The following is a 21,248-nucleotide window of genomic DNA, read 5'->3' as shown; positions in this document are numbered from 1 at the left end:
ACCGGGGGGTGTTTCGTACACTCGAACCAGGTCATGAGTGCCAGTGACAGCCCCGGCTTGCTGGCCGGCAACCCTCCTTCCGCGGTGGGGTGCCCCGGGTGAAGACCTGGCCTGCCGGTCAAATGACGGCAGGCAAGCGCGTAGAAGAGGTCTTGCCATGACGGTTACCGTCGCCCGTACCACCATTCCCGAACACGGAGTTGTCCGCTACGCCTCCATCGGAGGACTCGAGCTCGAGGGCGGCGGCTACCTGCCGGATGTCACCCTGGCGTACGAGACCTGGGGCACGCTGAACGCGGACGGCAGCAACGCCATCCTGATCGAGCACGCCCTGACGGGCAGCACCCACGTGACCCGGGGCGACACCGACGAAGAGGGCTGGTGGGAACAGCTGGCCGGTCCTGGGGCGCCCGTCGATACGGACAGGTTCTTCGTGGTGTCCGTCAACATTGTGGGCGGCTGCTACGGGTCCACGGGCCCGTCGTCGGCCGCCCCCGACGGAGCACCCTGGGGCTCACGCTTCCCCCTGGTCACCCTGCGGGACAGCACTGTTGCCGAGGCCCGGCTGGCGGACCAGCTGGGCATCGGGAGCTGGTACGCCGTCCTTGGCGGTTCCATGGGGGGTGCCCGCGCCCTGGAGTGGGCGGTGACCTACCCTGACCGGGTGCAGCGCTGCGCCGTCATCTCGGTCGGCGCTGCCAGCACGGCTGAACAGATCGCTTTCGCCCAGGCCCAGACCCTGGCCATCCGCCAGGATCCGAACTTCAACGGCGGCGACTACTACGGCGGACCGTGTCCGGAAGACGGACTGGCCCTGGCACGGCGGATCGCCCACATCACGTACCGGTCCGCCGCGGAACTGGAAGGGCGCTTCGGCCGGGAACCCCAGGCCCCCGAGTCGCCCCTGCACGGCGGACTGCTGGCAAACCGCGGACGCTACCAGGTGGAAAGCTATCTGGACCACCAGGGCAGGAAGCTCGTCCGCCGGTTCGACGCCAACAGCTATATCGCCCTCACCGAGGCATTGATGAGCCACGATGTCTGCCGTGGCCGCGGGCCGCTGGCCGAGACCCTGGCCTCCGCCACCGCCCGGTTCTTCGTTGCCGCCGTGGACTCCGACCGGCTCTACTTCCCGTCCCAGTCCCGCGAATTGGCCCAGGCCCTGCCGGGTGAGGTTGACGTGCATATGATCTCGGCACCGATAGGCCATGACGGCTTCCTGACCGAGATCGGACAGCTGGGGAACCAGCTCCGGACGACGTTCCTGGCCTAGCTGCGCCCGTCCCGGCAGCGGCCGGCTGCTGCCCTGCGGTGCTTCCGGTGCACGCTGCCGGTGGACGCCGCGGTGCCACAGTGCGGCAGGCCCGGGGTGGAAGTACGGCATGATCGTGTCATGAAAGCCGCCGTCCTGTATTCGACCGTTCCCGCCGCCGGACAGGCATCGGGAAACCCCACCTACGCTGACGCGAAACCGTTGGTCGTTCAGGAGCTGGACCAAGCACAGCCGCGCGCCGGTGAGCTTGGGGTTGCCATCACCTATTCGAGCCTGTGCCATTCGGACCTGTCCGTGGTGGACGGCTCCAGGGTCCGGCCGCTTCCGATGGCATTGGGCCACGAAGCGGTGGGACGGGTGGTGTCCGTGGGCGACGGGGTAGCCGATGTGTCCGTGGGAGACCACGTGGTGCTCGTTTTCGTGCCCAGTTGCGGCCATTGCCGGGCCTGCCGGGCCGGGAGGCCCGCGCTTTGCCACCGCGCTGCGGAGGTCAACGGCTCCGGTGACCTGCTGCATGGGCCGGCCTTGCTGCGCACGCCGGCGGGGGAGCGCATCAACCACCATTTGGGCGTCTCGGCGTTTGCGGATTACGCCGTGGTGGCGCGGGAGTCGGTGGTGGTGATTGACGACGACGTCCCGGACACCGTCGCGGCGATGTTTGGTTGCGCCGTGCTCACCGGAATGGGGGCCGTGCTCAATACGGCAGGCGTCAGTCCGGGACAGTCCGTGGCTGTCTTCGGCATCGGCGCAGTAGGCTTATCGGCCGTCATGGCGGCCCGCCTCGCCGGGGCCGCCGGAGTGATTGCCATCGATCCGAATCCGGGCAAGCACCCCTTGGCCCTGGAGGCCGGTGCCACGGCGGTGGGAACGCCTGCGGATGCGGCCCGTCTTGTGGCCGAGGCTGCCGGTGACGGGGTGGATGTGGCCGTCGAAGCAGTCGGCTTGGCCGGCGTGATCGCAACGTGCCTTGATCTGGTGACGCGGGGCGGCGCGGTTGTCTCGGTGGGACTGCCCCATCCGTCTGCTGAACTGTCCGTTCCGGCACTGCAGTTCGCAGGCGCGGGCAAACGGCTCCTCGGCTCCTACATGGGCGACGCGGTTCCCCGCCGAGACATCCCGGCGTACCTGGGCTACTGGCGGGAAGGCAGGCTTCCGGTGGAACTGCTGCACACCGATACCCGGCCGCTGGCGGACGTCAATGAAGGCCTGGATGCGCTGGCGTCCGGGCAGGTGGTCAGGCGGCTCTTCCGGGCTTGAGGCGTGGCGGCGGCTGGGGCTCAGCCGTTCATGATGTCGCTGCGGCGCTTCATGTAGTCCTCCATGGACATTTCGCCGTTGCTGTACTGCTGGTCCAGTTCTGCGAGCTTCCGGGCACGGAATCCCTGGGGCGCTCCCGGCGGGGGAACGGCCGGGCCTGGAGGCGGGCCGGCCGGCGTGTGGCCGGTACCCTGCTGCTGGCCGGGGAACTGCTGGCCCAGACCCTGCTGGCCCAGACCCTGCTGGCCCGGGAACTGCTGGAACGGCGGTTCCTGGGGCGCGCCGTAGCGGGGGTCCGGCATGGGGGGCTGCCCGTACTGGTAGGGCTGTGGCTGTGATTCACCGGCCGGGGTGGGCTGGCGGAAGCCGCCGGAGTAGTAGTCCTGCTGGGTGTAGCCGTCGCGGGGCTGGTTGCTCTGCGGCCCCGCGGACCCGGGAAACTGGCCGGACCCGGGGAACCCGCCCGGCCCGTACTGTCCCGGAAACTGGCCAGGGTACTGGCCCGGCAAGCCTTGGTCCCGGTCCCGCCGTGCCATGGACCGCCGGTACATCCGCATGGCCATGGGGACAACGAAGGACAGGATGATGATCCACAAAAACAAGCTGCTCACGGTGCCGCGCCTCTCAAAGGTTGTCCCTCCAGCGTAACCCCGTGCGGTCCTACCGGCGGCTGGGTTCCGAGGTTCCCAGCGGACCCTCGCCGGACCCCAACGGAACGCCCGGGCCAAAGACGGGACCCGGCGTCGGCCGTTTCGCCGTGACGCCGTCACCGGAGGACTGGTGCCGGAGCCGGCGCAGGACCCAGGGCACGAAGTATTCGCGCGCCCACACCAAGTCCCCGGTCCTTGCCTCGCGCCAGGTCCGGGGCGGCAGATCCTTGGGCTGGAGGGGTTCCAGCGAATGTTCAACGTTAAGAGAATCCAGCACCATGGCCGCGATGGTGTGGTGCCCCAACGGGGAGAAGTGCAGCCTGTCCTGGTCCCACATCTGCGGATCGCTCAGTTGCCGGAGGGACCACATGTCGGCGATGACGGCGTCGTGCCGGGCCGCGACAGTCCGCAGGTTCTCGTTATAAATGGCCACCTTGCTCCGGATCCTGCCCAGGACCGAGGAGCCTGTGTCCGGACCGTTGAACAGGACCACGGTGGCGCCGCCCATGGACAGGATCTGGACCACGGAATCGAGCTTTTCGGCCAGTGCGTCGGGGTCGCCGCCCGGGCGGATGAGGTCGTTGCCGCCTGCTGACAAGGTGACCAGGTCCGGCTTCAGGGCCAGGGCCGGGGCCAGCTGCTGGTCCACGATCTGCTGCAGGAGCCGGCCCCTGACGGCGAGGTTGGCGTAGGCGAAGTCCGGCTTGGTGCGGCCCAGTTCTTCGGCCACCCGGTCGGCCCAGCCGCGGTGGCCTCCGGGGCTTGCGGGCTCGGGGTCGCCGATGCCCTCGGTAAAGGAATCGCCCATCGCCACGTACCGGCTCCAGGGGTGGGAACCGGGGTGCACGGACGGGGTCTGGATGGCACTTGCGTCAGTCACTGTCCTATCCTGCCTTCCGCTTCAATGGCTACGCCAACGTAGGTTGTTACTTTCGGGTAACTGTAAGAATGGAAACCATGACTGACGCCGAAGTATTTCCCGCTCCCGTTGTCCTGTGGTCCCACCCCGAAGACCAGCGTGCCGGCAAACCGCTGCTGGTGCTGCTCCATGGCTACGGCGCCAACGAACAGGACCTGTTCAGCCTTGCCGGGATGCTTCCGGGGGACTTTGCGGTGGCATCCGTCCGAGCGCCGATCGCCATGGGCCCGGGCTTCACCTGGTTCCCGCTGACGGCGTCCATCGACTACTCCCTGGACCGGGTCAAGGCGGCGTCGGCCTACGTCCAGGAATGGATCGACACCATCAGGGAAGGCCACCCCTCCGTCTCCCTGCTGGGCTTCTCCATGGGCATGGCCATGGCCACCACCCTCCTGCGGCAGCGTCCCACGGACTTCGCTGCCGTCGTCGGGCTCTCGGGCTTCGTGGTGGACGCCGCGGGCGACCCCACCTTCAAGGATGCCGAACTGGACGGAACCATCCCCATGTTCTGGGGCCGGGACCAGCAGGACCCGGTGATCACCCAGGACAAGATCGAGTTCACCATGGGGTGGGTGCGCAAGCACGTCAAGCTCACCAAGGTGCTCTACACGGGCATGTGGCACGGCATCAACCAGCAGGAGATCGGCCACGTGGGGGAGTTCCTCACCCACGAGGTGCTCAATAAGTAGGCGTCCGACGACGGCGCCGCGGCCGTGGCGGTCAGCCCGCCTCCGGCGCGACCACCTTCACGGTGTGCCCGTTCACGGTGACGGTGTCGCCGTGGTGCAGCTGGCGGCCGCGGCGGTCGTCGATTTCGCCGTTGACTTTCACCAGCCCGTTCTTGATGAGCTCCGTTGCCTCCACGCCGTCCTCCACGAGGTTGGCAAGCTTCAACAGCTGGCCCAGCCGGATCATGCTGTCGCGGATGGGGACGTCGTCAATGGGGTTGCTCATACAGCAATAATGCCTGAACTAAGGTAGATCCAATGACCTCCCCTCCACGCCTGCCCGTCCTCGCAGGCCTGCCCCTGGCGGTGGGCGCCGGCCTGGCCATCCCCGTCCAAGGCCGCATCAACGGGGCCCTCGGCGCCCGCCTCAACGACGGAATCGCCGCTGCCGTGGTCAGTTTCAGCACCGGCCTGCTGGTGATGATCCTGATCTCGCTGGTCCTGCCGCGGGGCCGGGCCGGGCTGGCGGCCATCCTCCCGGCCGTCCGTACCCGGGCTTTTCCCCGCATCTACGTGCTGGCCGGCGCCATCGGCGCGCTGTTCGTCTTCGCCCAGTCCTTTACCGTGGGCCTCCTCGGGGTGGCCCTCTTCACCGTCGCCACCGTCACGGGACAGACCGTGAGCGGGCTGCTGGTGGACCGGCTGGGGATCGGCCCGGCCGGGAAGAAGTCCGTCACGGGAATCCGCATCATCGGTTGCGTCCTGACCATCGCCGCCGTCGCCTGGGCAGTGTCGCCGCGGTTCAGCGGGGGAGGCGCCGGTACCGGCGCCGACCCGGCTGCGTTGCTCGTTCCGCTGCTCCTGCCGGTGGCCGCAGGCTTCCTGATGAGCTTCCAGCAGGCCATGAACGGCACCGCCACCGTCCACTACGGCACCCCCATCGCCGCCACCCTGGTCAACTTCGTGGCCGGCACCATCGTGCTGTGGGCGGCGTTCGCCGTGAAGCTCGCGGTGGCCGGGCCGGGCAATCCGTTGCCCGCCGACTGGTGGTACTACCTGGGCGGTCCCATGGGCTGCGTGTTCATCGGCCTGGGTGCCCTGCTGGTCCGCAGCCTCGGCGTCCTGGTCACCGGGCTCGGCATGATCGCGGGCCAACTCCTGGGGTCCCTGGCACTGGACCTGGTGCTGCCCGCGCCTGGCACCGTCGTCGCCCCTGCCACGGTCCTTGGGACCCTGCTCACCCTCGGCGCCATCATCCTGGCAACCTTGCCCTGGCCGCGGGGCGCGCTCCGGGGGCGCCGGCCGGTAGGCTAGTACACGCAGCTTTTGACGCATCTTCCCCCATCCGCCCACCCGGTGCCCGGTGTGCCCTGCACGCCGCAGCCGGGGTTTGCACACCGCGGACCGCACCCAGCGGCCCTGTAGAAATTGGAGTTACCCCATGGCAGCAAAATCCGTCCTCGACCAGGTCATTTCCCTCTCCAAGCGGAGGGGCTTCGTGTTCCAGGCCGGTGAGATCTACGGAGGTTCGCGTTCTGCCTGGGACTACGGCCCCTTGGGCGCTGAGCTGAAGGAAAACATCAAGCGCCAGTGGTGGCAGTCCATGGTCCGCGGCCGCGAGGACGTGGTGGGCCTTGACTCCTCCGTGATCCTGCCCCGCCAGGTGTGGGAGGCCTCCGGCCACGTCGAGGTCTTTTCCGACCCCCTGGTGGAATGCCTCTCCTGCCACAAGCGGTACCGCGCCGACCACCTCGAGGAAGAGTACGAGGAGAAGAAGGGGCGCCCGGCGGAAAATGGCCTGAAGGACATTGCCTGCGCCAACTGCGGCACCCGCGGCCAGTGGACCGAGCCACAGGAGTTCTCCGGCCTGCTCAAGACCTACCTCGGCCCGGTCGCCAGCGAGGAAGGCCTGCACTACCTGCGCCCCGAAACCGCCCAGGGCATCTTCGTGAACTTCAACAACGTCCTCACCACGTCGCGGAAGAAGCCGCCGTTCGGCATCGGCCAGATCGGCAAGTCCTTCCGCAACGAGATCACGCCCGGCAACTTCATCTTCCGCACGCGCGAGTTCGAGCAGATGGAAATGGAGTTCTTCGTCGAGCCCGGCACGGATGAAGAGTGGCACAAGTACTGGATGAACGAGCGCATGGCCTGGTACACCGGCCTGGGCATCCGCGACGAGAACCTGCGCTTCTTCGAGCACCCCAAGGAGAAGCTGAGCCACTACTCCAAGGGCACCACGGACATCGAGTACCGCTTCGGGTTCCAGGGCTCGGAGTGGGGCGAACTGGAAGGCATCGCCAACCGGACCGATTTTGACCTCTCCACCCACGCGAAGGCCTCCGGCACGGACCTGAGCTACTTCAACCAGGCCACCAATGAGCGCTACACCCCCTACGTGATCGAGCCCGCGGCCGGCCTGACCCGTTCCTTCATGGCGTTCCTGGTGGACGCCTACACCGAGGACGAGGCCCCCAACGCCAAGGGCGGCGTGGACGTGCGCACCGTGCTGAAGCTTGACCCGCGCCTGGCCCCCGTCAAGGCCGCCGTGCTGCCGTTGAGCCGCAATGAGGACCTGTCACCGAAGGCGAAGGCACTTGGCGCCCAGCTGCGCAAGAACTGGAACATCGACTTTGACGACGCCGGTGCAATCGGCCGCCGGTACCGCCGCCAGGATGAGATCGGCACCCCGTTCTGCATCACCGTGGACTTCGATACCCTCGAGGACCAGGCCGTCACCATCCGCGAGCGGGACACCATGGGCCAGGAACGTGTTTCCCTGGACAAGGTGGAGGGTTACCTGGCCGCACGGCTGATCGGCGCCTGAGCATGGCCATCGAATACCGCCCATGGCGCGATGGTGACGACCTTGCGCTGCTGGAAATCTGGGGTGACCCGGACACCGGTGAGGCCCGCCAGTTCCGCGGCGCCCTGGCACTGTCCTCCAACGGCCGGGACGGCACGCCGTGGCGCCGCTGCATCGTGGCCGAGGACGTTATTGACGGCGTCGGCATCCCGGTAGCCGCCGGCGTCGTCTACGAGGCGTCCCTGCACCCGGAACGCCTCTGGACCTACATTGAGGTGGCCCGGGACCATCGCCGCGCCGGCATCGGCGCCAGCCTGCTGACCATGCTGCGCCGCGAAGCCGAAAACGCGCCGTCGGGTGTCACCAGGCTGCGCGCCAAGGTGGAGCCCGGCACCGCCGGGGCCTCCTTCGCCGAAGCGTTCGGGCTGGAACCCATCCAGCGCTCGCGCCTGGTGGTCGTCGAGCCGGGCGCCCTCCGGCTGCCCGTCTTCCCGGCCAAGGACGGGGACGGTGCGGCCGGCGGCGAGAACGCAGGCTCCGACGTCGTCATGGACCTGGCCACCGGCTCGGTGGAGCTCACCGACGTGGTGGGACGCTACTACACCGCCATCCATGACTGGGATTCACCCGGGGTCCTCTCCGTGGGACAGGTGCAGAAACTGTTCCTGGACGAGCTCACCGGCGCGCACGGCGCCATCGTGCTGCGGGCCGAACCGGAATCGGCTTTCGGGGCCGGCGTGGCGCCGAGCAAGAAGGGCCGCATCCGGGCCTTCGCCGTCAGCTACGCGGCCCCCGCCGGGCCTGATGCCGCACCGGCCCACCTGCAAACCCCTGGTGCAGAGACAACGGGCGCCGACATACCGACGGACGTTTTCGTGGGACATGAGCCGGCATTGTCCGCCGCGGACGCTGCCGAGGCCGTGCGCGACATGCTCGCCCTCATCGCGTACCAGCACCCGGTGATGCTGGAACTGGACGACTCGATGACCGCGCTGCGCGCCGCCGTCGAACCCCTCCTGGAGTCCGGCAAGGCCCGCCTCGCCGCGGCGGAAACCCTGGTGGTCTCCGACTGACCGGGGCCGGCCGGCCAACCCGGCAGCCAAGGCAGCGCCAGGTTTTGCCGTGACCTTCACGGCAAGACCTGGCGCTTACTTCGTTTGGCGGGAACCACGACGCCGGCCCGCGGCGGCGTCTGCGGCGTCCAGGCGCTGCCGCTCGGCGTCCGAAGGAGCGCCGCCGCCCAAGTGCGCCGGCATCCACCACGCCCCGTGCTCCGGCTGCAGCGGAAAGCCTGCAATGCACCGGTCGATCCCGGCCTGGAGCGTGCCGCGCAGCGCCTCCGTGGCCTCCTCAACGTCAACGTCATGCGGAAAGACGATCGGCGCTCCCACTTCGAGGCGCACCGGTGCCCGCCAGCTGTGCCGAAGGGAAAATCCGTGGCCGCGGGTCATCACCCGGTGGGCACCCCAGACCGAAACCGGAATGACCGGGACCCCGGCTTCCGCAGCCATCCGCACGGCACCGGTCCTGCATTCGCGAACCGTGAAGCTGCGGCTCACCCCGGCCTCCGGGAAGACCGCGAGGTACTCGCCGGCCCGCAGCTTGGCCACCGCGGCATCGTAGGCGTCTGAACGGTCCGCATAGCCCACCACCACATGGCCGCTGGCGCTGATGGCGGGGCCGGCCAACCAGTGGTCTGCGGCGCCTTGATGGACGAGGAACCGCAGCTGGGCACGCGTATGCCGCCACAGGAGCAGCTCGACTACCGCGAAGTCCACGTAGCCGAAGTGCGTGATGGCGAAGACCGCTCCCTTTCCGGGGGACGCCCGGCGGGAAGGGCCGGTGGCCGGTTCCTTCGCGGGAAGGTTTTCCAGGCCGGTCGCCTGGATGTCCAGCCGGAGGACCCAGCGCAGGAACTGCCCGGTACGGACGATGACCCGGTAGAAGGTGTCGTTGGACGGGGGACGCCAAGGCATCGGGACGGCGCCTAGAGGGTGACGTGCACGGACGATTCCGGCAGCAGCTGCGTAAAAGAACGCGGCGGCCGGACAGGGGCGCCCGTGCTCTCCGCGAAGGACTTAATGACAAACCCGGAGGCCAGCGTCTGCCACACCCGGATCTTTCGGAGCATGAAGTGCCCCACACCCTTCAGGGACACATACTGCATGCTTGACGCTTCCGCGGTGGCGCGGCGGGCGAACGCCAGCGACTGCCGGGGGCTGGTCATGTGGTCCGTGGTTCCGTGCACGATCAGCACCTTCCGTCCGGCAACCCGGGCTGAAGGGGTCTCCGGGCTTAGCCATGGCGCAAGGGCCACCACGGCTTCAACCTGCGGATGGTCTGCGGCGCAGACGGCTGTCAGGCCGCCCATCGAGTGGCCCAGCAGGAAGATCGGTACGCCGGGGTGCTGTTCCTCGATCTGCCGTAGCGCCCACCGTGCGTCCTGCAGCGGGGTCATGTCCGGGCCATTCCAGCCGCGGACGCTGTTGCGCAGGGACCAGACCGCCAGCCCGTGTTTCCTTCCCATGCGGTGCAGGTCCCGGGCAAAGGGGACCATCCTGGCCGGGCTCAGGTGCCGGGCCTCCACGGGTGCGCGGCTGTGCGCCCTCCCGCCGTGCAGGACCAGGACCACTCCCTTGGTGGCACCGGATGCCGCAAGGACGCTCAGTACGGGACGGTGCTGTGGATCCGAAGGCGCGCGCCCGGCCTGTTCCCCGCCACTTTTTCCCGTCCCGCGGGTATCGGTTCCACGTGTCCCACCGTTGTCCATGCCTGGTTCCTCCCCATCCGATGGTCCATTTATAAACCCTATGGCGCCGCACGTAGAGTACAAGCCATGAGGTTGTACTGCTGATGGGCGCCGGTCACTCCCACACTTCCGAGAGCCATTCGGAGCCGACACCGCAAGCGATGGCTGCCCGCAGCAAGGCGAACCGCATCCTGGCCGCGGTCCTGATCCCGCTGGCGCTGCTGACCCTGGCCGGGATGGCCGCGCTGTGGCCCTCCGGCAGCAAGGAAGGAATCACCCTCGCCAACCCGTACTCCACGGCCCCCGGCGTGACATTCGATACGGGAACCATCCAAAGCGTGGTGGCCGAGAACTGCATGCAGGGGACCAGCCAGCAATCAAGCCAGCCGGGGGCCGGCCAGCAATCCGGCCAGCCGGAGGCCGGCCAGCAGTCCAGCCAGCAGGGGACGGGCCAGGATTCCACCGGACAGCCTCCCCGCCAGGGCTCGGACTGCACGTTCGCGTTCACGGAGCCGGATAAGGGCGGGAGCCCGGTCAAGGTGGTGATCAACCCGGATGTGGCCTCTTCGCACGGGGTCAAGCCCGGGGACCAGATCCGGTACCTGAACCTCTCGAAGGTCCAAGGGGCCACCGGGTCGCAGGGTTCGCCGGCCTACGTCTTTGTGGACTTCGTCCGCACCCTGCCGATTGTCCTGCTCGCCGTGCTCTATGCCGCGGTGGTCATCGCTGTCGCCCGGTGGCGCGGTCTCCGCGCCCTGGTCGGACTCGTGGGCGCCTATTTTGTCCTGGCCAACTTCCTGCTCCCGGGCCTGGTGGAGGGCAAGCCTCCGCTGCTCCTGACCCTGGTGGGCTCCACCGTGATCATGATCGGTGTGCTCTACTTTGCCCACGGATTCTCGGCGAGGACGTCCACGGCATTGTTGGGCACCATTTTCGGGCTCGGCATCACGGCGCTGTTGGCCGCCTGGGCCACGGACGCCGCCAACCTCGCCGGCGTCGGCAGCCATGACGCCGCCACCTTGGTGAACACCTCGGCGAACATCTCAATCTCCGGCGTGATCCTGTGCGGGCTCATCATTTCGGGACTGGGCGTCCTGAACGACGTCACCATCACCCAGTCCTCTGCTGTGTGGGAGCTCTACGAACTGGCGCCGGGCACCAGCGCCCGGAAACTCTTCACCTCCGCCATGCGGATCGGCCGAGACCACATCGCCTCCACCGTGTACACCATCGCCTTCGCCTACGCGGGGGCCGCGCTGCCCATCCTGATCATCGTCATGCTCTACGACCGGCCCCTGATGGATACCCTCACCAGTTCGGAACTGTCCGAGGAAGTCATCCGCACGCTGGTGGGCTCCATCGGCCTGGTCCTGGCCATCCCGGTCACCACCCTGATCGCCGTGCTCGTGGTCAAGGCCACCGGCATCAGGGCAGTTGAGGGCCATGCCGGGGTCGGGGCGCACGACGACGGCCACGTCCACGCCGGAGACGTGGCGGATACCGGGGCGCTCGCCGCAGCCGTGCTGGGGGAGCGCAGCCGGCGGGCCGGCGTCGAACCAGCTGCGGAAACCGCCACCCGCCGGGGCCGGAGGGCGGACCGCGGCTGACGGGGTGCGCGGCGACTTGCCTGCGGGGCGGGCCGGAAAGCCCCGCCGGAGAGGCCTGGTGCCACGGCGGAAACCTTCGATTTGCCCGGCTTTGCAACAATGGACAGGTGACTGTTGCAGCAACCCCTCCCGCCCCCAAGCTGGAACTCCCGCCCCTGAAGCTGGGACCCATCACCGTTGACACTCCGGTGATCCTGGCCCCCATGGCCGGCATCACCAACTCCGCCTTCCGCAGGCTCTGCCGTGAATACGGCGGCGGCATGTACGTGGCGGAGATGGTCACCTCCCGCGCACTGGTGGAACGGACCCCTGAATCACTCCGCATCATTTCGCATGACGACGACGAGAAAGTCCGTTCCGTCCAGCTGTACGGTGTGGATCCGGGCACCGTCGGCGCCGCCGTGCGGATGCTCGTGGAGGAAGACCGGGCGGACCACATCGACCTCAACTTCGGCTGCCCGGTCCCCAAGGTGACCCGGCGCGGCGGCGGCTCGGCCTTGCCCTGGAAGATCGACCTCTTCACCGCGATCGTGCAGACCGCCGTCAAGGAAGCCGGCAAGGGTAACGTTCCGCTGACCATCAAGATGCGCAAGGGCATTGACGATGACCACCTGACGTACCTCGATGCCGGCCGCATCGCCCGCGACTCCGGGGTTGCCGCCGTCGCGCTGCACGGCCGCACGGCCGCCCAGTTCTACTCCGGCAAGGCGGACTGGTCCGCCATCGCGCGCCTCCGCGAGGCCCTGCCGGACATCCCGGTGCTGGGCAACGGCGATATCTGGTCAGCAGAGGACGCCGTCAGGATGGTCCGCGAAACCGGCGTGGACGGCGTGGTGGTGGGCCGCGGCTGCCAAGGGCGCCCGTGGCTGTTCGGCGACCTTCAGGCGGCATTCGAAGGCAGTGATGTCCGGCACCGGCCCAACCTGCGCCAGGTGGCCGAGGGTGTCTACCGGCACGCCGAACTGATGGTGGAGACTTTCGGTGACGAGGGCAAGGCGCTGCGTGAAATCCGGAAGCATATCGCCTGGTACTTCAAGGGCTACGTGGTGGGCGGTGAGCTGCGCACCAGGCTGGCCCTGGTCACCAGCCTTGAGGTGCTCCGGGATACCCTCGCGGAGTTGGACCTGGACTCGCCCTACCCCGGGGTTGACGCCGAGGGCCCGCGCGGACGTGCCGGCTCCCCGAAACGTCCTGCCCTGCCCAAGGACTGGCTCGATTCCCGCGCCCTGAACGCCGACCAGTCCCGGGACATCGCTGCTGCCGAGCTGGATGTCTCCGGTGGCTGAGGCTTCCCTGAGCACCCCGGTCGCCGGCACTCCGGCGTCCGGCACGCCTACCGCGGCGCTCGCCTTGCCCGGCTACGAGCTGCACGATTCCGCCCGCTGGGTGGAGGAACCGCCCAAGAACACGTACCGCTCCGATTTCGAGCGGGACCGCGCCCGGGTCCTGCACTCCTCGGCCCTGCGCCGGCTGGGCGCCAAAACCCAGGTGGTGGCCCCTGACACGGACGACTTCGTCCGCACCCGGCTCACGCACAGCCTGGAAGTGGCGCAGGTGGGCCGGGAACTCGGCCGGGCTTTGGGCTGCGACCCCGACGTGGTGGACACGGCCTGCTTGAGCCACGATCTCGGCCACCCGCCGTTCGGCCACAACGGCGAATCGGCGCTGAACGAGGTGGCGCACGCCATCGGCGGGTTCGAAGGCAACGCCCAGACGCTCCGCCTGCTCACCCGGCTCGAACCCAAAGTGCTCACGGCTGACGGCCGCCCGGCAGGGCTGAACCTCACCCGCGCAAGCCTCGATGCCGCGTCTAAATATCCGTGGTCTGCCCTGGAAGCCCCGGTGATCCACGGCCAGCGGACCAGCAAGTTCGGCGCCTACGAGGACGATCTCCCCATCTTCAACTGGATCCGCGAGGGTGCCCCGGAGCGCCGGTCCTGCCTGGAAGCCCAGGTGATGGACCTCGCGGACGACATTTCCTACTCGGTGCACGACGTGGAGGACGCGATCGTTGCCGGCCACTTCCAGTTGCGCTGGCTGGACAACCCGGACCACCGGGCCCGCGTGGTGGGGTACGCGAAGCAGTGGTACCTGCCGCACAACGATCCTGCGGCGATCGACGCCGCGCTGGCCCGGCTCGAGGCCACGGACGTGTGGGTGCGCGAGGCGGACGGCAGCCGCAAGTCGATGGCAGCCCTGAAGAACATGACCAGCCAGCTGATCGGCAGGTTCTGCCAGAGCGCCCTGGAAACCACCCGTGCCGTCTACGGCCCCGAAAACCTCACCCGGTACAGCGCCGAGCTCATGGTGCCGGATGAGACGGTGATGGAGATCGCGGTCATGAAGGGCCTCGCCACCACGTTCGTGATGACCACTGAACACCGGCAGCCCATCTACGAGCGCCAGCGCGAAGTGCTGCACGCCCTGGTCACTGCCCTGAGCGCCACGGGGGACAGGCACCTGGAACCGATGTTTGCCGCCGACTGGCGGGACGCTGCCGACGACGGGGCACGGCTGCGGGTGGTCATCGACCAGGTGGCGTCCCTGACGGATGGTTCGGCGCTTGCCATGTACGAGCGCCTGGTGGGGAGCCTGCCTTCGCTCTGGTAGCCCCGCGAGGCCGTGGCGGATCCTGCCAACACCCGACCGATCAACAGCTTGCTCTAAGAGTTTCCACAGGAACGAGGGGCAAGATAGGGGAAAAGGCAGGCCGTTAAAGCACGGGAGCAGGTCATGAGTACTCGCAGCAGGGGCAAGCGCCTCGCCACCGGGATTACCGTGGCGGTGGGCGTGGGCAGCGTCGCCGTTGCGGGCGTCAGCGCGGCCGCCGTGTACGCCGCCACGCCTTCCGTCATCGCCAGGACCACTCTCGGGACGGACAACAGCACCCAAGGCACCACGCCGAAACCGAGCGGTTCCACCGGTTCGGGCAACGACATTTACGGGAGCCGGCAGGACGGCACGCGCCGTTCCAAGAGCTACGGAAGCACCACGCCGGTCCAACCCGGCAACGGCGGCACGGTCCACGGCAGGTCTTCGGGATCCTGAAATGAACGGTCCTGACGCGCACGGTGCCCGCATGGGCCGGTCCGGCCCGGCCGGCACTGGGGCGGCGGAACGCGGTATGGCGGCCCAATCAACCTGGACAGTCTGGGAGCTTGAGGCCTCCGTTACCGTTACGGACGCCGGCGCCCTGGCTGGCGCGGAACGGATCGTCCGCGACGTGGTGGCCGCCGTCGACGCCGCCTGCAGCCGTTTCCGCAACGACTCGGAACTTGTGATCCTCCAACCCCGGATGGCGCAGGGCGTCACCGTCAGCCCGATGCTCCGGCTGCTCCTGCAACGGGCCCTGGACGCGGCGGCCATGACCGGCGGCGACGTCGACCCCACCCTCGGAGCGGACCTGGCCGCACTGGGCCACGGCCCGGACCAACAGGGTATGACGGGGCTCCGCAGCGTGCCGGTGCCGGCACTGGCGAACGGAGCGGCGCGAACTCCTGCGCCGCCGTCGGCCGCATCCCCTGACATGCCCGCGACGCGGGCACCCGGATGGACCAGGCTCGGCCTCGACTCCACCACCCTGACCCTGCCTGCCGAACTCCGGCTTGACCTCGGTGCCACGGCCAAGGCGGTCGCGGCGGACCTCGCCGCCGACGAAGTGCACCAGCGGCTCGGCTGCGGGGTCCTCGTAGGGCTCGGCGGAGACCTGGCCAGCGCAGGGCCCGGACCCCTCGTGGATGGCCAACCCGGCCAGTGGCAAATACTGGTCCAGGACCTGCCCGCCGACCCCGCCCAGCACATCTCCCTCGCGTCCGGGTATGCCCTCGCCACGTCCAGCACGCAAAAGCGCCGCTGGACGCACCGGGGAACCGACGTCCACCACATCCTTGACCCGCGCTTCGGGCTCCCGGCCGAGCCCGTCTGGCGGTCCGTGACAGTGGCCGCACCCACATGCCTGGATGCCAACGCCTGCAGCACGGCCGCCATTGTCCGCGGCCACGCCGCCGTGGACTGGTTCCGGGCCGAAAATATCGTGGCCCGGCTCGTGGACCGCCACGGCCGGATTGTCACCACCGGCGGCTGGCCCACCGATAGCCAAGTCCCCCGCGGCGCCGGGTCCAATCCTGCAGACCCACCCCGCCAAGCAGCCCGCCCCGGCGCTGCGGTGGGTGGCCGCCATGGATGAGGCAATGTGGGCTTTCGGGCGGGTGAGCGGCTTCATCTCCCTTGCCCTGTTCACCGCGTCCGTACTGCTGGGAATCCTCAACAGGTCCGGCCGTCCCCTGATGGTGCTGCCGCGGTTTTCCATCAGCCTCCTGCACCGGAACATCGCCCTGCTCGCCACCGTCTTCCTGGGGCTCCACGTGGGCTCACTGCTGCTGGACTCCTTTGCCAAGCTGAAGCCGGTGGACGTCGTGGTGCCCTTCCTGGGCTCCTTCCAACCGTTCTGGCAGGGTTTGGGGACGGTGGCCCTTGACCTGGTCCTGGCCGTGGTTGTCACCGGGTTGCTGCGGCACCGGATCGGACAACGGACCTTCAAGGCGGTCCACTGGCTGACCTATGGCGTCTGGCCGGTGGCGATGGCGCACGCCCTCGGAAACGGTACCGACGTCTCGAGCGGCTGGTTCCTGCTGCTTGCCGCGGCGTCCGCCGTCGCCGTGGCCGCGGCGCTGTTGTGGCGGCTGTCACCGACATTTCTTGAAACCTCCGCTGCCAGGCAAGGAAACCTCCCGTGAGCCACGCCGGAGACACCTCCCAGCCGGCGCCCCCGGATGCGGCACGGCAGGAACCGCGCCTCCTCGCGGCCGGCCCGGATGCCGGCTGGGACCAGCACCTGGATACCTTCGGCCCCCTGGACGCAGACGCGGCCGCACCGGGGCTGCTTGACGCGCTCGCGGCGTCGGGGCTGACCGGCCGGGGCGGGGCAGCGTTCGAAACCTGGCGCAAGGTGACCGCCACGGCGGAGTCCGGCCGCAAGGGCCTGTTTGCGGCCCGGCCGGTGGTGATCGCCAACGGCGCCGAGGGCGAACCACTCAGCTTCAAAGGCCGGACCCTCCTTAGCCATGCACCGCACCTGGTCATCGACGGCCTGCTCACCCTGGCGGCTGCGTTGGGCGGCGCCGGCACCTACGTGTACGCGCCGGCAGCAGGCCTGCCCCGTGTCCGGCAGGCCCTCGCGGGGCGTCCCGGCACCAAGCGGGTCCGGGTGGTGGAGGCGCCGGAAACGTTCATCTCGGGCGAGTCGAGCGCGGTGGTCAACATGATTGCCACCGGAAATGCGGTGCCGGTTGACCAACGCCGGCGCCTGAGCGAATCGGGACTGAATGGCCGCCCCACGCTGGTGGTCAATGTCGAAACCCTGGCACAGGTTGCCCTGATCGCCCGCTACGGGGCGCAGTGGTTCCGCCAAGCGGGAACTGCGACGGATCCGGGAACCCGGCTCGTGTCAGTATCCGGTCCGGCCCCGGTCCGCGACGTGGTGCTGGAGGTGCCGGGCGGGGTGGAACTTTCCGCCGTCCTCAAGGAAGCGGGGATGGACCCGGCTCCCTTGTCCGCCGTCCTGGTGGGCGGCTACCACGGCCGCTGGGTACGGCCTGCTGCCCATGTGCTCTCGCCGGAGGGGCCGGTGGGCGGGACGGTGCCTCCCGGAGCAGGCGTGATCCATGCGCTGGATCCGCACGCCTGCGGGATCGGGGCGACCGCCCGGATCCTCACCTACCTCGCCAATGAATCGGCCAGGCAATGCGGACCCTGCATGTTCGGCCTGCCGGCCATGGCGTCCGTCCTCAACCGGATCGCTGGCGGGGAACGCAACCCCCGCCTCGCCTCCGAACTGGACCGACTGGGACGGCTGGTGTCCGGCCGCGGCGCCTGCCGGCATCCTGAGGGGACCACTGGGCTGGTCAGCAGCGCCCTGGAGGTGTTCGCCGCGGACTTCCGTGCGCACCTCGCCGGATACTGTGTTCCCCTGGGGGGAGTGGCGGCATGACGGCCATTCTGCACATCGACTGGACCAGCTGCGACGGCCGCGGCCTGTGCACAGAACTGCTTCCCGGCGTACTGGACCGTGATGACTGGGGATACCCCGTGGCACGCGGGAAGTCCGGCCGCGAACGGACGGACATTCCGCTGCGGGACGCGGACCGGGAAGCCGCGCAGGAGGCCGTGTCCCTCTGCCCCAAGCTGGCCTTGAGCCTCCAGGAACGCATGGAGCCGGCACGTGAAAGCCGTAAGCCGGGACGGTGACACTAAGATTGCTGTGTGGCTGGGCTGATTAAACGTGAAGATATCGACGAAGTACGCCAGCGCACGGACATCAAGGAAGTGGTTGACGGCTACGTCACGCTCAAAGGCGCCGGGCTGGGAACGTGGAAGGGCCTGTGCCCCTTCCACGACGAGCGTTCGCCGTCCTTCACCGTCCGCCCCCAGGTAGGCCGCTACCACTGCTTTGGCTGCGGCGAGGACGGTGACGTCATCGCCTTCGTCCAAAAGCAGGACCACAGCTCCTTCCACGAGGCGGTAGAAAAACTGGCCGCCCGGATCGGCTACGAGCTGCGCTACGGGGATGGCGGAAGCGGGCCCAACCGGGAGGAAGTGGGCCGGCGGCAGCGTTTGCTGGACGCCCACAAAATTGCCGACGAGTTTTTCCGCGCCCAGTTGCTCACGCCTGGTGCCGCCGAGGCCCGGAACTTCCTGCACGGACGGGGCTTTGACCGGGCAGCCGCCGAGCACTTCGGCTGCGGGTATGCCCCCCAAGGCTGGGATGCGTTGCTGAAGCACCTCCGGGGCCGCGGCTTCACCGACGCCGAGCTGAAGCTCACCGGCATGTTCTCGGAGGGCAACCGCGGCATCTACGACCGCTTCCGCGGCCGCCTCATCTGGCCCATCAAGGACATCGCCGGCGACACCATCGGCTTCGGCGCCCGCAAGCTCTACGAGGATGACCAGGGCCCCAAGTACCTCAACACCCCGGAAACCACGCTCTACAAGAAGTCCCAGGTCCTCTACGGAATCGACCTCGCCAAGCGCAGCATCGCCAAGGACCGCCAGCTGGTGGTGGTGGAGGGCTACACGGACGTGATGGCCTGCCACCTTGCAGGAATTACGACGGCGGTGGCCACCTGTGGAACGGCGTTCGGCACCGAGCACATCAAGATTGCCCGGCGGCTTTTGTCCGACGACGGCACCGGGGGAGAAGTGGTGTTCACGTTCGATGGGGACGCCGCGGGACAGAAAGCGGCCCTCCGCGCTTTCGAGGAAGACCAGCGCTTCACGGCCCAGACCTACGTGGCGGTGGAACCCACGGGCGCCGACCCCTGCGACCTCCGCCTGAGCAGGGGAGACGAAGCAGTGCACGCCCTCATCCAGTCCCGCCGGCCGCTGTTTGAATTCGCCATCCGCACCACCTTGAAGCAGTTCAACCTGGATACCGTTGAGGGCCGCGTACAGGGCCTGAAAGCCTCAGTGCCCGTGGTGGCCGCCATTCGTGACGCCTCCACCCGGACCGGCTACTGCCAGGCGCTGACCGGCTGGCTCGGGATGCCGGACCCCAACGAAGTCCTCCGCCTGGTCACGGCCGCCGTGAAGCGGGGGGACACCGGACGTCCGGCGGCCTCCGGCCACCCGCAGGCCGGCAAGGCCGCCCAGCCGGGCGCCGCCCAACCCGGCGGCCCCGGCGTTGCTGCCGGGCCGTCGTCGGGCGCGGTCCCTTCCTACCACCGGCCGGACCCCCGGGATCCCGTGGCCTCGATGGAACGCCAGGCCCTGGAGGTGGCACTCCAGCAGCCGTCCCTGCTGGCCGGCGCCGTTTGGGACCGCTTCGCAGACGCCCGGTTCGCCACGCCCGCCTTCCAGGCGGTCCACGACGCCATGCGCGCCACCGGTCCGGGGCAGGCGGCCGGTGATCCGGTGCGCTGGGTGGAACACGTGATGCACGAAGTTCCCGAACCCCTCCGGCCGCTGGTCTCGGAACTGGCTGTGGTGCCGCTGCCTGCCCACACGGAGGAGGCCGTGCTGAAGTATTGCCGCGACATCCTGTCCCGCTTGTTCGAGCTGCAGATCACCCGGGTCAAGGCGGACAAGATGGGGCAGCTGCAACGGCTCGATCCGGCCGCGGATCCGGAAACCTACCAGCGGCTCAACCGTGAACTGATGATGCTGGAAATGGAACGCCGGGCCCTGCGCGCCGAGGCGTAGCGGGGCCCGTACCGGGGTGGCCGGGCTGGACGGCTTCCCGATTTCGTTTCCGCCGCAAGTGTTTGCTAGGCTAATACCCGCTTCATTCCTCCTTAGCTCAATTGGCAGAGCATTCGACTGTTAATCGAAGGGTTGCTGGTTCAAGTCCAGCAGGAGGAGCGCACAGTCCCCGTTCCGGCCTCCGGAACGGGGACTTTTCTTTGCCCACAGGCTGTTTGGGCCCGGAAAACCGCCGATTTCCCTTGGGCCGGAATCCTTTGCTAATGTCATACCTGCTTCATTCCTCCTTAGCTCAATTGGCAGAGCATTCGACTGTTAATCGAAGGGTTGCTGGTTCAAGTCCAGCAGGAGGAGCGCAACGGAAAATCCCTGTTCCTCCAGCCGGCGGAACAGGGATTTTTTTGTCTTCGCGGGCAAAGCCTTGGACGCGCCCGGCAGATCAGACGAAGTCCATTTCCACCTGCAGGAATCTTTCGGCCTCCGCGATGGCTGCGTTGAAGGCCTCGTTTTCCGTGGGCGACCTGCGGGGTTCGCGCGGGTTCCATTCGTGCGGGGCCGAGTGGATGCGGACAAAGCCGGCATCCGGCGGGGCGTAGAAAATACCGAACCGCTGGACCGGCCACTCCGGCGAGGTTTCCGGAGCCACCAGCAGGGCTGCATTGAAGGCGGGATTGAACCACTGGGCGATGGGCCGGCGGCGGTCCTCGGTGAACAGCCCCGCGGCGTACAGCGCCGCTGACTGCTGCCCGGCCTGGGCACACAGTCGCTCCCACCACAGTGGCAGGATCCGGGCGTCGCACCGTTGCCATGTGGCCGGAAGTGGCGGTTGGTTCTGCCAGCTGGGCACGGGAATATTTTATCGCGGGAAGGCCCGGGAAGGCAGGTGGCGCGTCCGCAGCCGGGCCCGGCAGTCAGCGGCGTTTCCGGGACCCCGGGTTGATCCGGTACAGCAGTGCTGCGCCGGCCAGCGTGCCCAGGATGATGCCCCAGGCCGGGTTGCCCACGGCCCGGCCGGCAAAATAGCCGACGACGGCGCCGAGCACGGCGCCCAGGAAGAGTCCCCGTCCGTTGCGGTGCGGTTTCCGGCTCATCGGCGGCCTTCCTGGTGGACGTTCGGTGGATC

General features: G+C 68.5%; 22 protein-coding genes, 2 tRNA genes and 1 riboswitch. Of the genes, 17 read left to right on the top strand and 7 right to left on the bottom strand.

What is annotated here, in order from left to right:
- Positions 1 to 29 precede the first annotated feature (29 nt).
- A riboswitch (SAM riboswitch) is annotated at positions 30 to 145 on the top strand.
- 12 nt (positions 146 to 157) lie between these two features.
- Positions 158 to 1,273, top strand: coding sequence for a homoserine O-acetyltransferase (locus DC347_RS07655; RefSeq protein ID WP_018763400.1), 1,116 nt, complete (start codon positions 158 to 160; stop codon positions 1,271 to 1,273).
- A 120-nt stretch (positions 1,274 to 1,393) separates the two neighbouring features.
- On the top strand, positions 1,394 to 2,530 hold the full coding sequence (locus DC347_RS07650; RefSeq protein WP_109044958.1) for an alcohol dehydrogenase catalytic domain-containing protein: 1,137 nt from the start codon (positions 1,394 to 1,396) through the stop codon (positions 2,528 to 2,530).
- Positions 2,531 to 2,550: 20 nt separating this feature from the next.
- Here the strand turns inward: DC347_RS07650 and DC347_RS07645 are convergent, their stop codons facing one another.
- Both DC347_RS07645 and DC347_RS07640 read right to left on the bottom strand, forming a co-directional pair.
- Complete coding sequence (locus DC347_RS07645) at positions 2,551 to 3,141, bottom strand: hypothetical protein (protein WP_109044957.1); 591 nt, start codon at positions 3,139 to 3,141, stop codon at positions 2,551 to 2,553.
- A gap of 49 nt (positions 3,142 to 3,190) precedes the next feature.
- Positions 3,191 to 4,060 (bottom strand): SGNH/GDSL hydrolase family protein, encoded by an 870-nt coding sequence (locus DC347_RS07640; protein ID WP_018763402.1) that lies wholly within the window; start codon positions 4,058 to 4,060, stop codon positions 3,191 to 3,193.
- A gap of 77 nt (positions 4,061 to 4,137) precedes the next feature.
- On the opposite strand from DC347_RS07640, the gene DC347_RS07635 reads away from it, so the two are divergent.
- A complete protein-coding gene (locus DC347_RS07635; protein ID WP_018763403.1) occupies positions 4,138 to 4,788 on the top strand; it encodes an alpha/beta hydrolase in 651 nt (216 codons plus the stop codon).
- Positions 4,789 to 4,819: 31 nt separating this feature from the next.
- Here DC347_RS07635 and DC347_RS07630 read toward each other — a convergent pair whose 3' ends face one another.
- Positions 4,820 to 5,053, bottom strand: a complete 234-nt coding sequence (locus DC347_RS07630) for an RNA-binding S4 domain-containing protein (protein WP_018763404.1) — start codon at positions 5,051 to 5,053, stop codon at positions 4,820 to 4,822.
- 32 nt (positions 5,054 to 5,085) lie between these two features.
- Between DC347_RS07630 and DC347_RS07625 the strand changes: the two genes are divergently transcribed.
- The 3 genes from DC347_RS07625 to DC347_RS07615 all read left to right on the top strand — a co-directional run bounded on the left by DC347_RS07625 (position 5,086) and on the right by DC347_RS07615 (position 8,646).
- Positions 5,086 to 6,081 (top strand): DMT family transporter, encoded by a 996-nt coding sequence (locus tag DC347_RS07625; RefSeq protein ID WP_109044956.1) that lies wholly within the window; start codon positions 5,086 to 5,088, stop codon positions 6,079 to 6,081.
- A gap of 127 nt (positions 6,082 to 6,208) precedes the next feature.
- Positions 6,209 to 7,594 carry a glycine--tRNA ligase gene (locus tag DC347_RS07620; RefSeq protein ID WP_018763406.1) on the top strand — a complete coding sequence of 462 codons (1,386 nt, stop codon included), beginning with the start codon at positions 6,209 to 6,211 and terminating at the stop codon, positions 7,592 to 7,594.
- Positions 7,595 to 7,596: 2 nt separating this feature from the next.
- Entirely contained in the window at positions 7,597 to 8,646 is a 1,050-nt protein-coding gene (locus DC347_RS07615; protein WP_109044955.1) for a GNAT family N-acetyltransferase, read from the top strand.
- 75 nt (positions 8,647 to 8,721) lie between these two features.
- Here DC347_RS07615 and DC347_RS07610 read toward each other — a convergent pair whose 3' ends face one another.
- On the bottom strand, positions 8,722 to 9,549 hold the full coding sequence (locus DC347_RS07610) for a 1-acyl-sn-glycerol-3-phosphate acyltransferase (protein WP_109044954.1): 828 nt from the start codon (positions 9,547 to 9,549) through the stop codon (positions 8,722 to 8,724).
- Positions 9,550 to 9,560: 11 nt separating this feature from the next.
- Positions 9,561 to 10,343 (bottom strand): alpha/beta hydrolase, encoded by a 783-nt coding sequence (locus tag DC347_RS07605; protein WP_018763409.1) that lies wholly within the window; start codon positions 10,341 to 10,343, stop codon positions 9,561 to 9,563.
- A gap of 140 nt (positions 10,344 to 10,483) precedes the next feature.
- On the opposite strand from DC347_RS07605, the gene DC347_RS07600 reads away from it, so the two are divergent.
- The 11 genes from DC347_RS07600 (at position 10,484) to DC347_RS07550 (ending at position 20,479) form a co-directional block, all read left to right on the top strand.
- Positions 10,484 to 11,929, top strand: coding sequence for a YibE/F family protein (locus tag DC347_RS07600; RefSeq protein ID WP_109044953.1), 1,446 nt, complete (start codon positions 10,484 to 10,486; stop codon positions 11,927 to 11,929).
- Between the two features lie 107 nt (positions 11,930 to 12,036).
- Complete coding sequence (gene dusB, locus DC347_RS07595) at positions 12,037 to 13,215, top strand: tRNA dihydrouridine synthase DusB (RefSeq protein WP_018763411.1); 1,179 nt, start codon at positions 12,037 to 12,039, stop codon at positions 13,213 to 13,215.
- Positions 13,216 to 13,279: 64 nt separating this feature from the next.
- Positions 13,280 to 14,539, top strand: coding sequence for a deoxyguanosinetriphosphate triphosphohydrolase (locus tag DC347_RS07590; protein ID WP_196803370.1), 1,260 nt, complete (start codon positions 13,280 to 13,282; stop codon positions 14,537 to 14,539).
- Positions 14,540 to 14,662: 123 nt separating this feature from the next.
- On the top strand, positions 14,663 to 14,977 hold the full coding sequence (locus DC347_RS07585; RefSeq protein WP_109044952.1) for a hypothetical protein: 315 nt from the start codon (positions 14,663 to 14,665) through the stop codon (positions 14,975 to 14,977).
- A 76-nt stretch (positions 14,978 to 15,053) separates the two neighbouring features.
- Positions 15,054 to 16,115: an FAD:protein FMN transferase gene (locus DC347_RS07580; protein ID WP_240617725.1), complete on the top strand. Its 1,062-nt coding sequence runs from the start codon at positions 15,054 to 15,056 to the stop codon at positions 16,113 to 16,115.
- Entirely contained in the window at positions 16,108 to 16,665 is a 558-nt protein-coding gene (locus DC347_RS07575) for a ferric reductase-like transmembrane domain-containing protein (protein ID WP_240617724.1), read from the top strand. The genes DC347_RS07580 and DC347_RS07575 overlap by 8 nt, the downstream gene beginning before the upstream one ends.
- Complete coding sequence (locus DC347_RS07570; protein WP_109044950.1) at positions 16,662 to 17,918, top strand: NADH-ubiquinone oxidoreductase-F iron-sulfur binding region domain-containing protein; 1,257 nt, start codon at positions 16,662 to 16,664, stop codon at positions 17,916 to 17,918. The genes DC347_RS07575 and DC347_RS07570 overlap by 4 nt, the downstream gene beginning before the upstream one ends.
- Entirely contained in the window at positions 17,915 to 18,175 is a 261-nt protein-coding gene (locus DC347_RS07565) for a ferredoxin (protein WP_018763417.1), read from the top strand. Before DC347_RS07570 ends, DC347_RS07565 begins: the two co-directional genes overlap by 4 nt.
- A 15-nt stretch (positions 18,176 to 18,190) precedes the next feature.
- Positions 18,191 to 20,125, top strand: a complete 1,935-nt coding sequence (gene dnaG / locus DC347_RS07560; protein ID WP_109044949.1) for a DNA primase — start codon at positions 18,191 to 18,193, stop codon at positions 20,123 to 20,125.
- Positions 20,126 to 20,211: 86 nt separating this feature from the next.
- Positions 20,212 to 20,284, top strand: a tRNA-Asn gene (locus DC347_RS07555).
- A 122-nt stretch (positions 20,285 to 20,406) separates the two neighbouring features.
- Positions 20,407 to 20,479, top strand: a tRNA-Asn gene (locus DC347_RS07550).
- 85 nt (positions 20,480 to 20,564) lie between these two features.
- Here the strand turns inward: DC347_RS07550 and DC347_RS07545 are convergent.
- Positions 20,565 to 20,972 (bottom strand): hypothetical protein, encoded by a 408-nt coding sequence (locus DC347_RS07545; RefSeq protein WP_018763419.1) that lies wholly within the window; start codon positions 20,970 to 20,972, stop codon positions 20,565 to 20,567.
- Positions 20,973 to 21,036: 64 nt separating this feature from the next.
- Positions 21,037 to 21,216, bottom strand: a complete 180-nt coding sequence (locus DC347_RS07540) for a glycine zipper 2TM domain-containing protein (protein ID WP_018763420.1) — start codon at positions 21,214 to 21,216, stop codon at positions 21,037 to 21,039.
- Positions 21,217 to 21,248 lie beyond the last annotated feature (32 nt).

Origin of the sequence: Pseudarthrobacter sp. AG30, from assembly GCF_003116525.1 — a bacterium.
Lineage (GTDB): Bacteria > Actinomycetota > Actinomycetes > Actinomycetales > Micrococcaceae > Arthrobacter.
The sequence above is the reverse complement of the archived record's forward strand: the minus strand, read 5'-3'. Positions and strand labels throughout refer to the sequence as shown.

What these genes read in the sequence shown, in the direction of transcription:
- DC347_RS07600 (WP_109044953.1), top strand. Translation starts at nt 10,484, where the DNA reads ATGGCTGCCCGCAGCAAGGCGAACCGCATCCTGGCCGCGGTCCTGATC.
- DC347_RS07585 (WP_109044952.1), top strand. Translation starts at nt 14,663, where the DNA reads ATGAGTACTCGCAGCAGGGGCAAGCGCCTCGCCACCGGGATTACCGTG.
- DC347_RS07650 (WP_109044958.1), top strand. Translation starts at nt 1,394, where the DNA reads ATGAAAGCCGCCGTCCTGTATTCGACCGTTCCCGCCGCCGGACAGGCA.
- DC347_RS07610 (WP_109044954.1), bottom strand. Translation starts at nt 9,549, where the DNA reads ATGCCTTGGCGTCCCCCGTCCAACGACACCTTCTACCGGGTCATCGTC.
- DC347_RS07635 (WP_018763403.1), top strand. Translation starts at nt 4,138, where the DNA reads ATGACTGACGCCGAAGTATTTCCCGCTCCCGTTGTCCTGTGGTCCCAC.
- DC347_RS07615 (WP_109044955.1), top strand. Translation starts at nt 7,597, where the DNA reads ATGGCCATCGAATACCGCCCATGGCGCGATGGTGACGACCTTGCGCTG.
- DC347_RS07630 (WP_018763404.1), bottom strand. Translation starts at nt 5,053, where the DNA reads ATGAGCAACCCCATTGACGACGTCCCCATCCGCGACAGCATGATCCGG.
- DC347_RS07625 (WP_109044956.1), top strand. Translation starts at nt 5,086, where the DNA reads ATGACCTCCCCTCCACGCCTGCCCGTCCTCGCAGGCCTGCCCCTGGCG.
- DC347_RS07540 (WP_018763420.1), bottom strand. Translation starts at nt 21,216, where the DNA reads ATGAGCCGGAAACCGCACCGCAACGGACGGGGACTCTTCCTGGGCGCC.
- DC347_RS07655 (WP_018763400.1), top strand. Translation starts at nt 158, where the DNA reads ATGACGGTTACCGTCGCCCGTACCACCATTCCCGAACACGGAGTTGTC.
- DC347_RS07620 (WP_018763406.1), top strand. Translation starts at nt 6,209, where the DNA reads ATGGCAGCAAAATCCGTCCTCGACCAGGTCATTTCCCTCTCCAAGCGG.
- DC347_RS07580 (WP_240617725.1), top strand. Translation starts at nt 15,054, where the DNA reads ATGGCGGCCCAATCAACCTGGACAGTCTGGGAGCTTGAGGCCTCCGTT.
- DC347_RS07575 (WP_240617724.1), top strand. Translation starts at nt 16,108, where the DNA reads ATGGATGAGGCAATGTGGGCTTTCGGGCGGGTGAGCGGCTTCATCTCC.
- DC347_RS07565 (WP_018763417.1), top strand. Translation starts at nt 17,915, where the DNA reads ATGACGGCCATTCTGCACATCGACTGGACCAGCTGCGACGGCCGCGGC.
- DC347_RS07605 (WP_018763409.1), bottom strand. Translation starts at nt 10,343, where the DNA reads ATGGACAACGGTGGGACACGTGGAACCGATACCCGCGGGACGGGAAAA.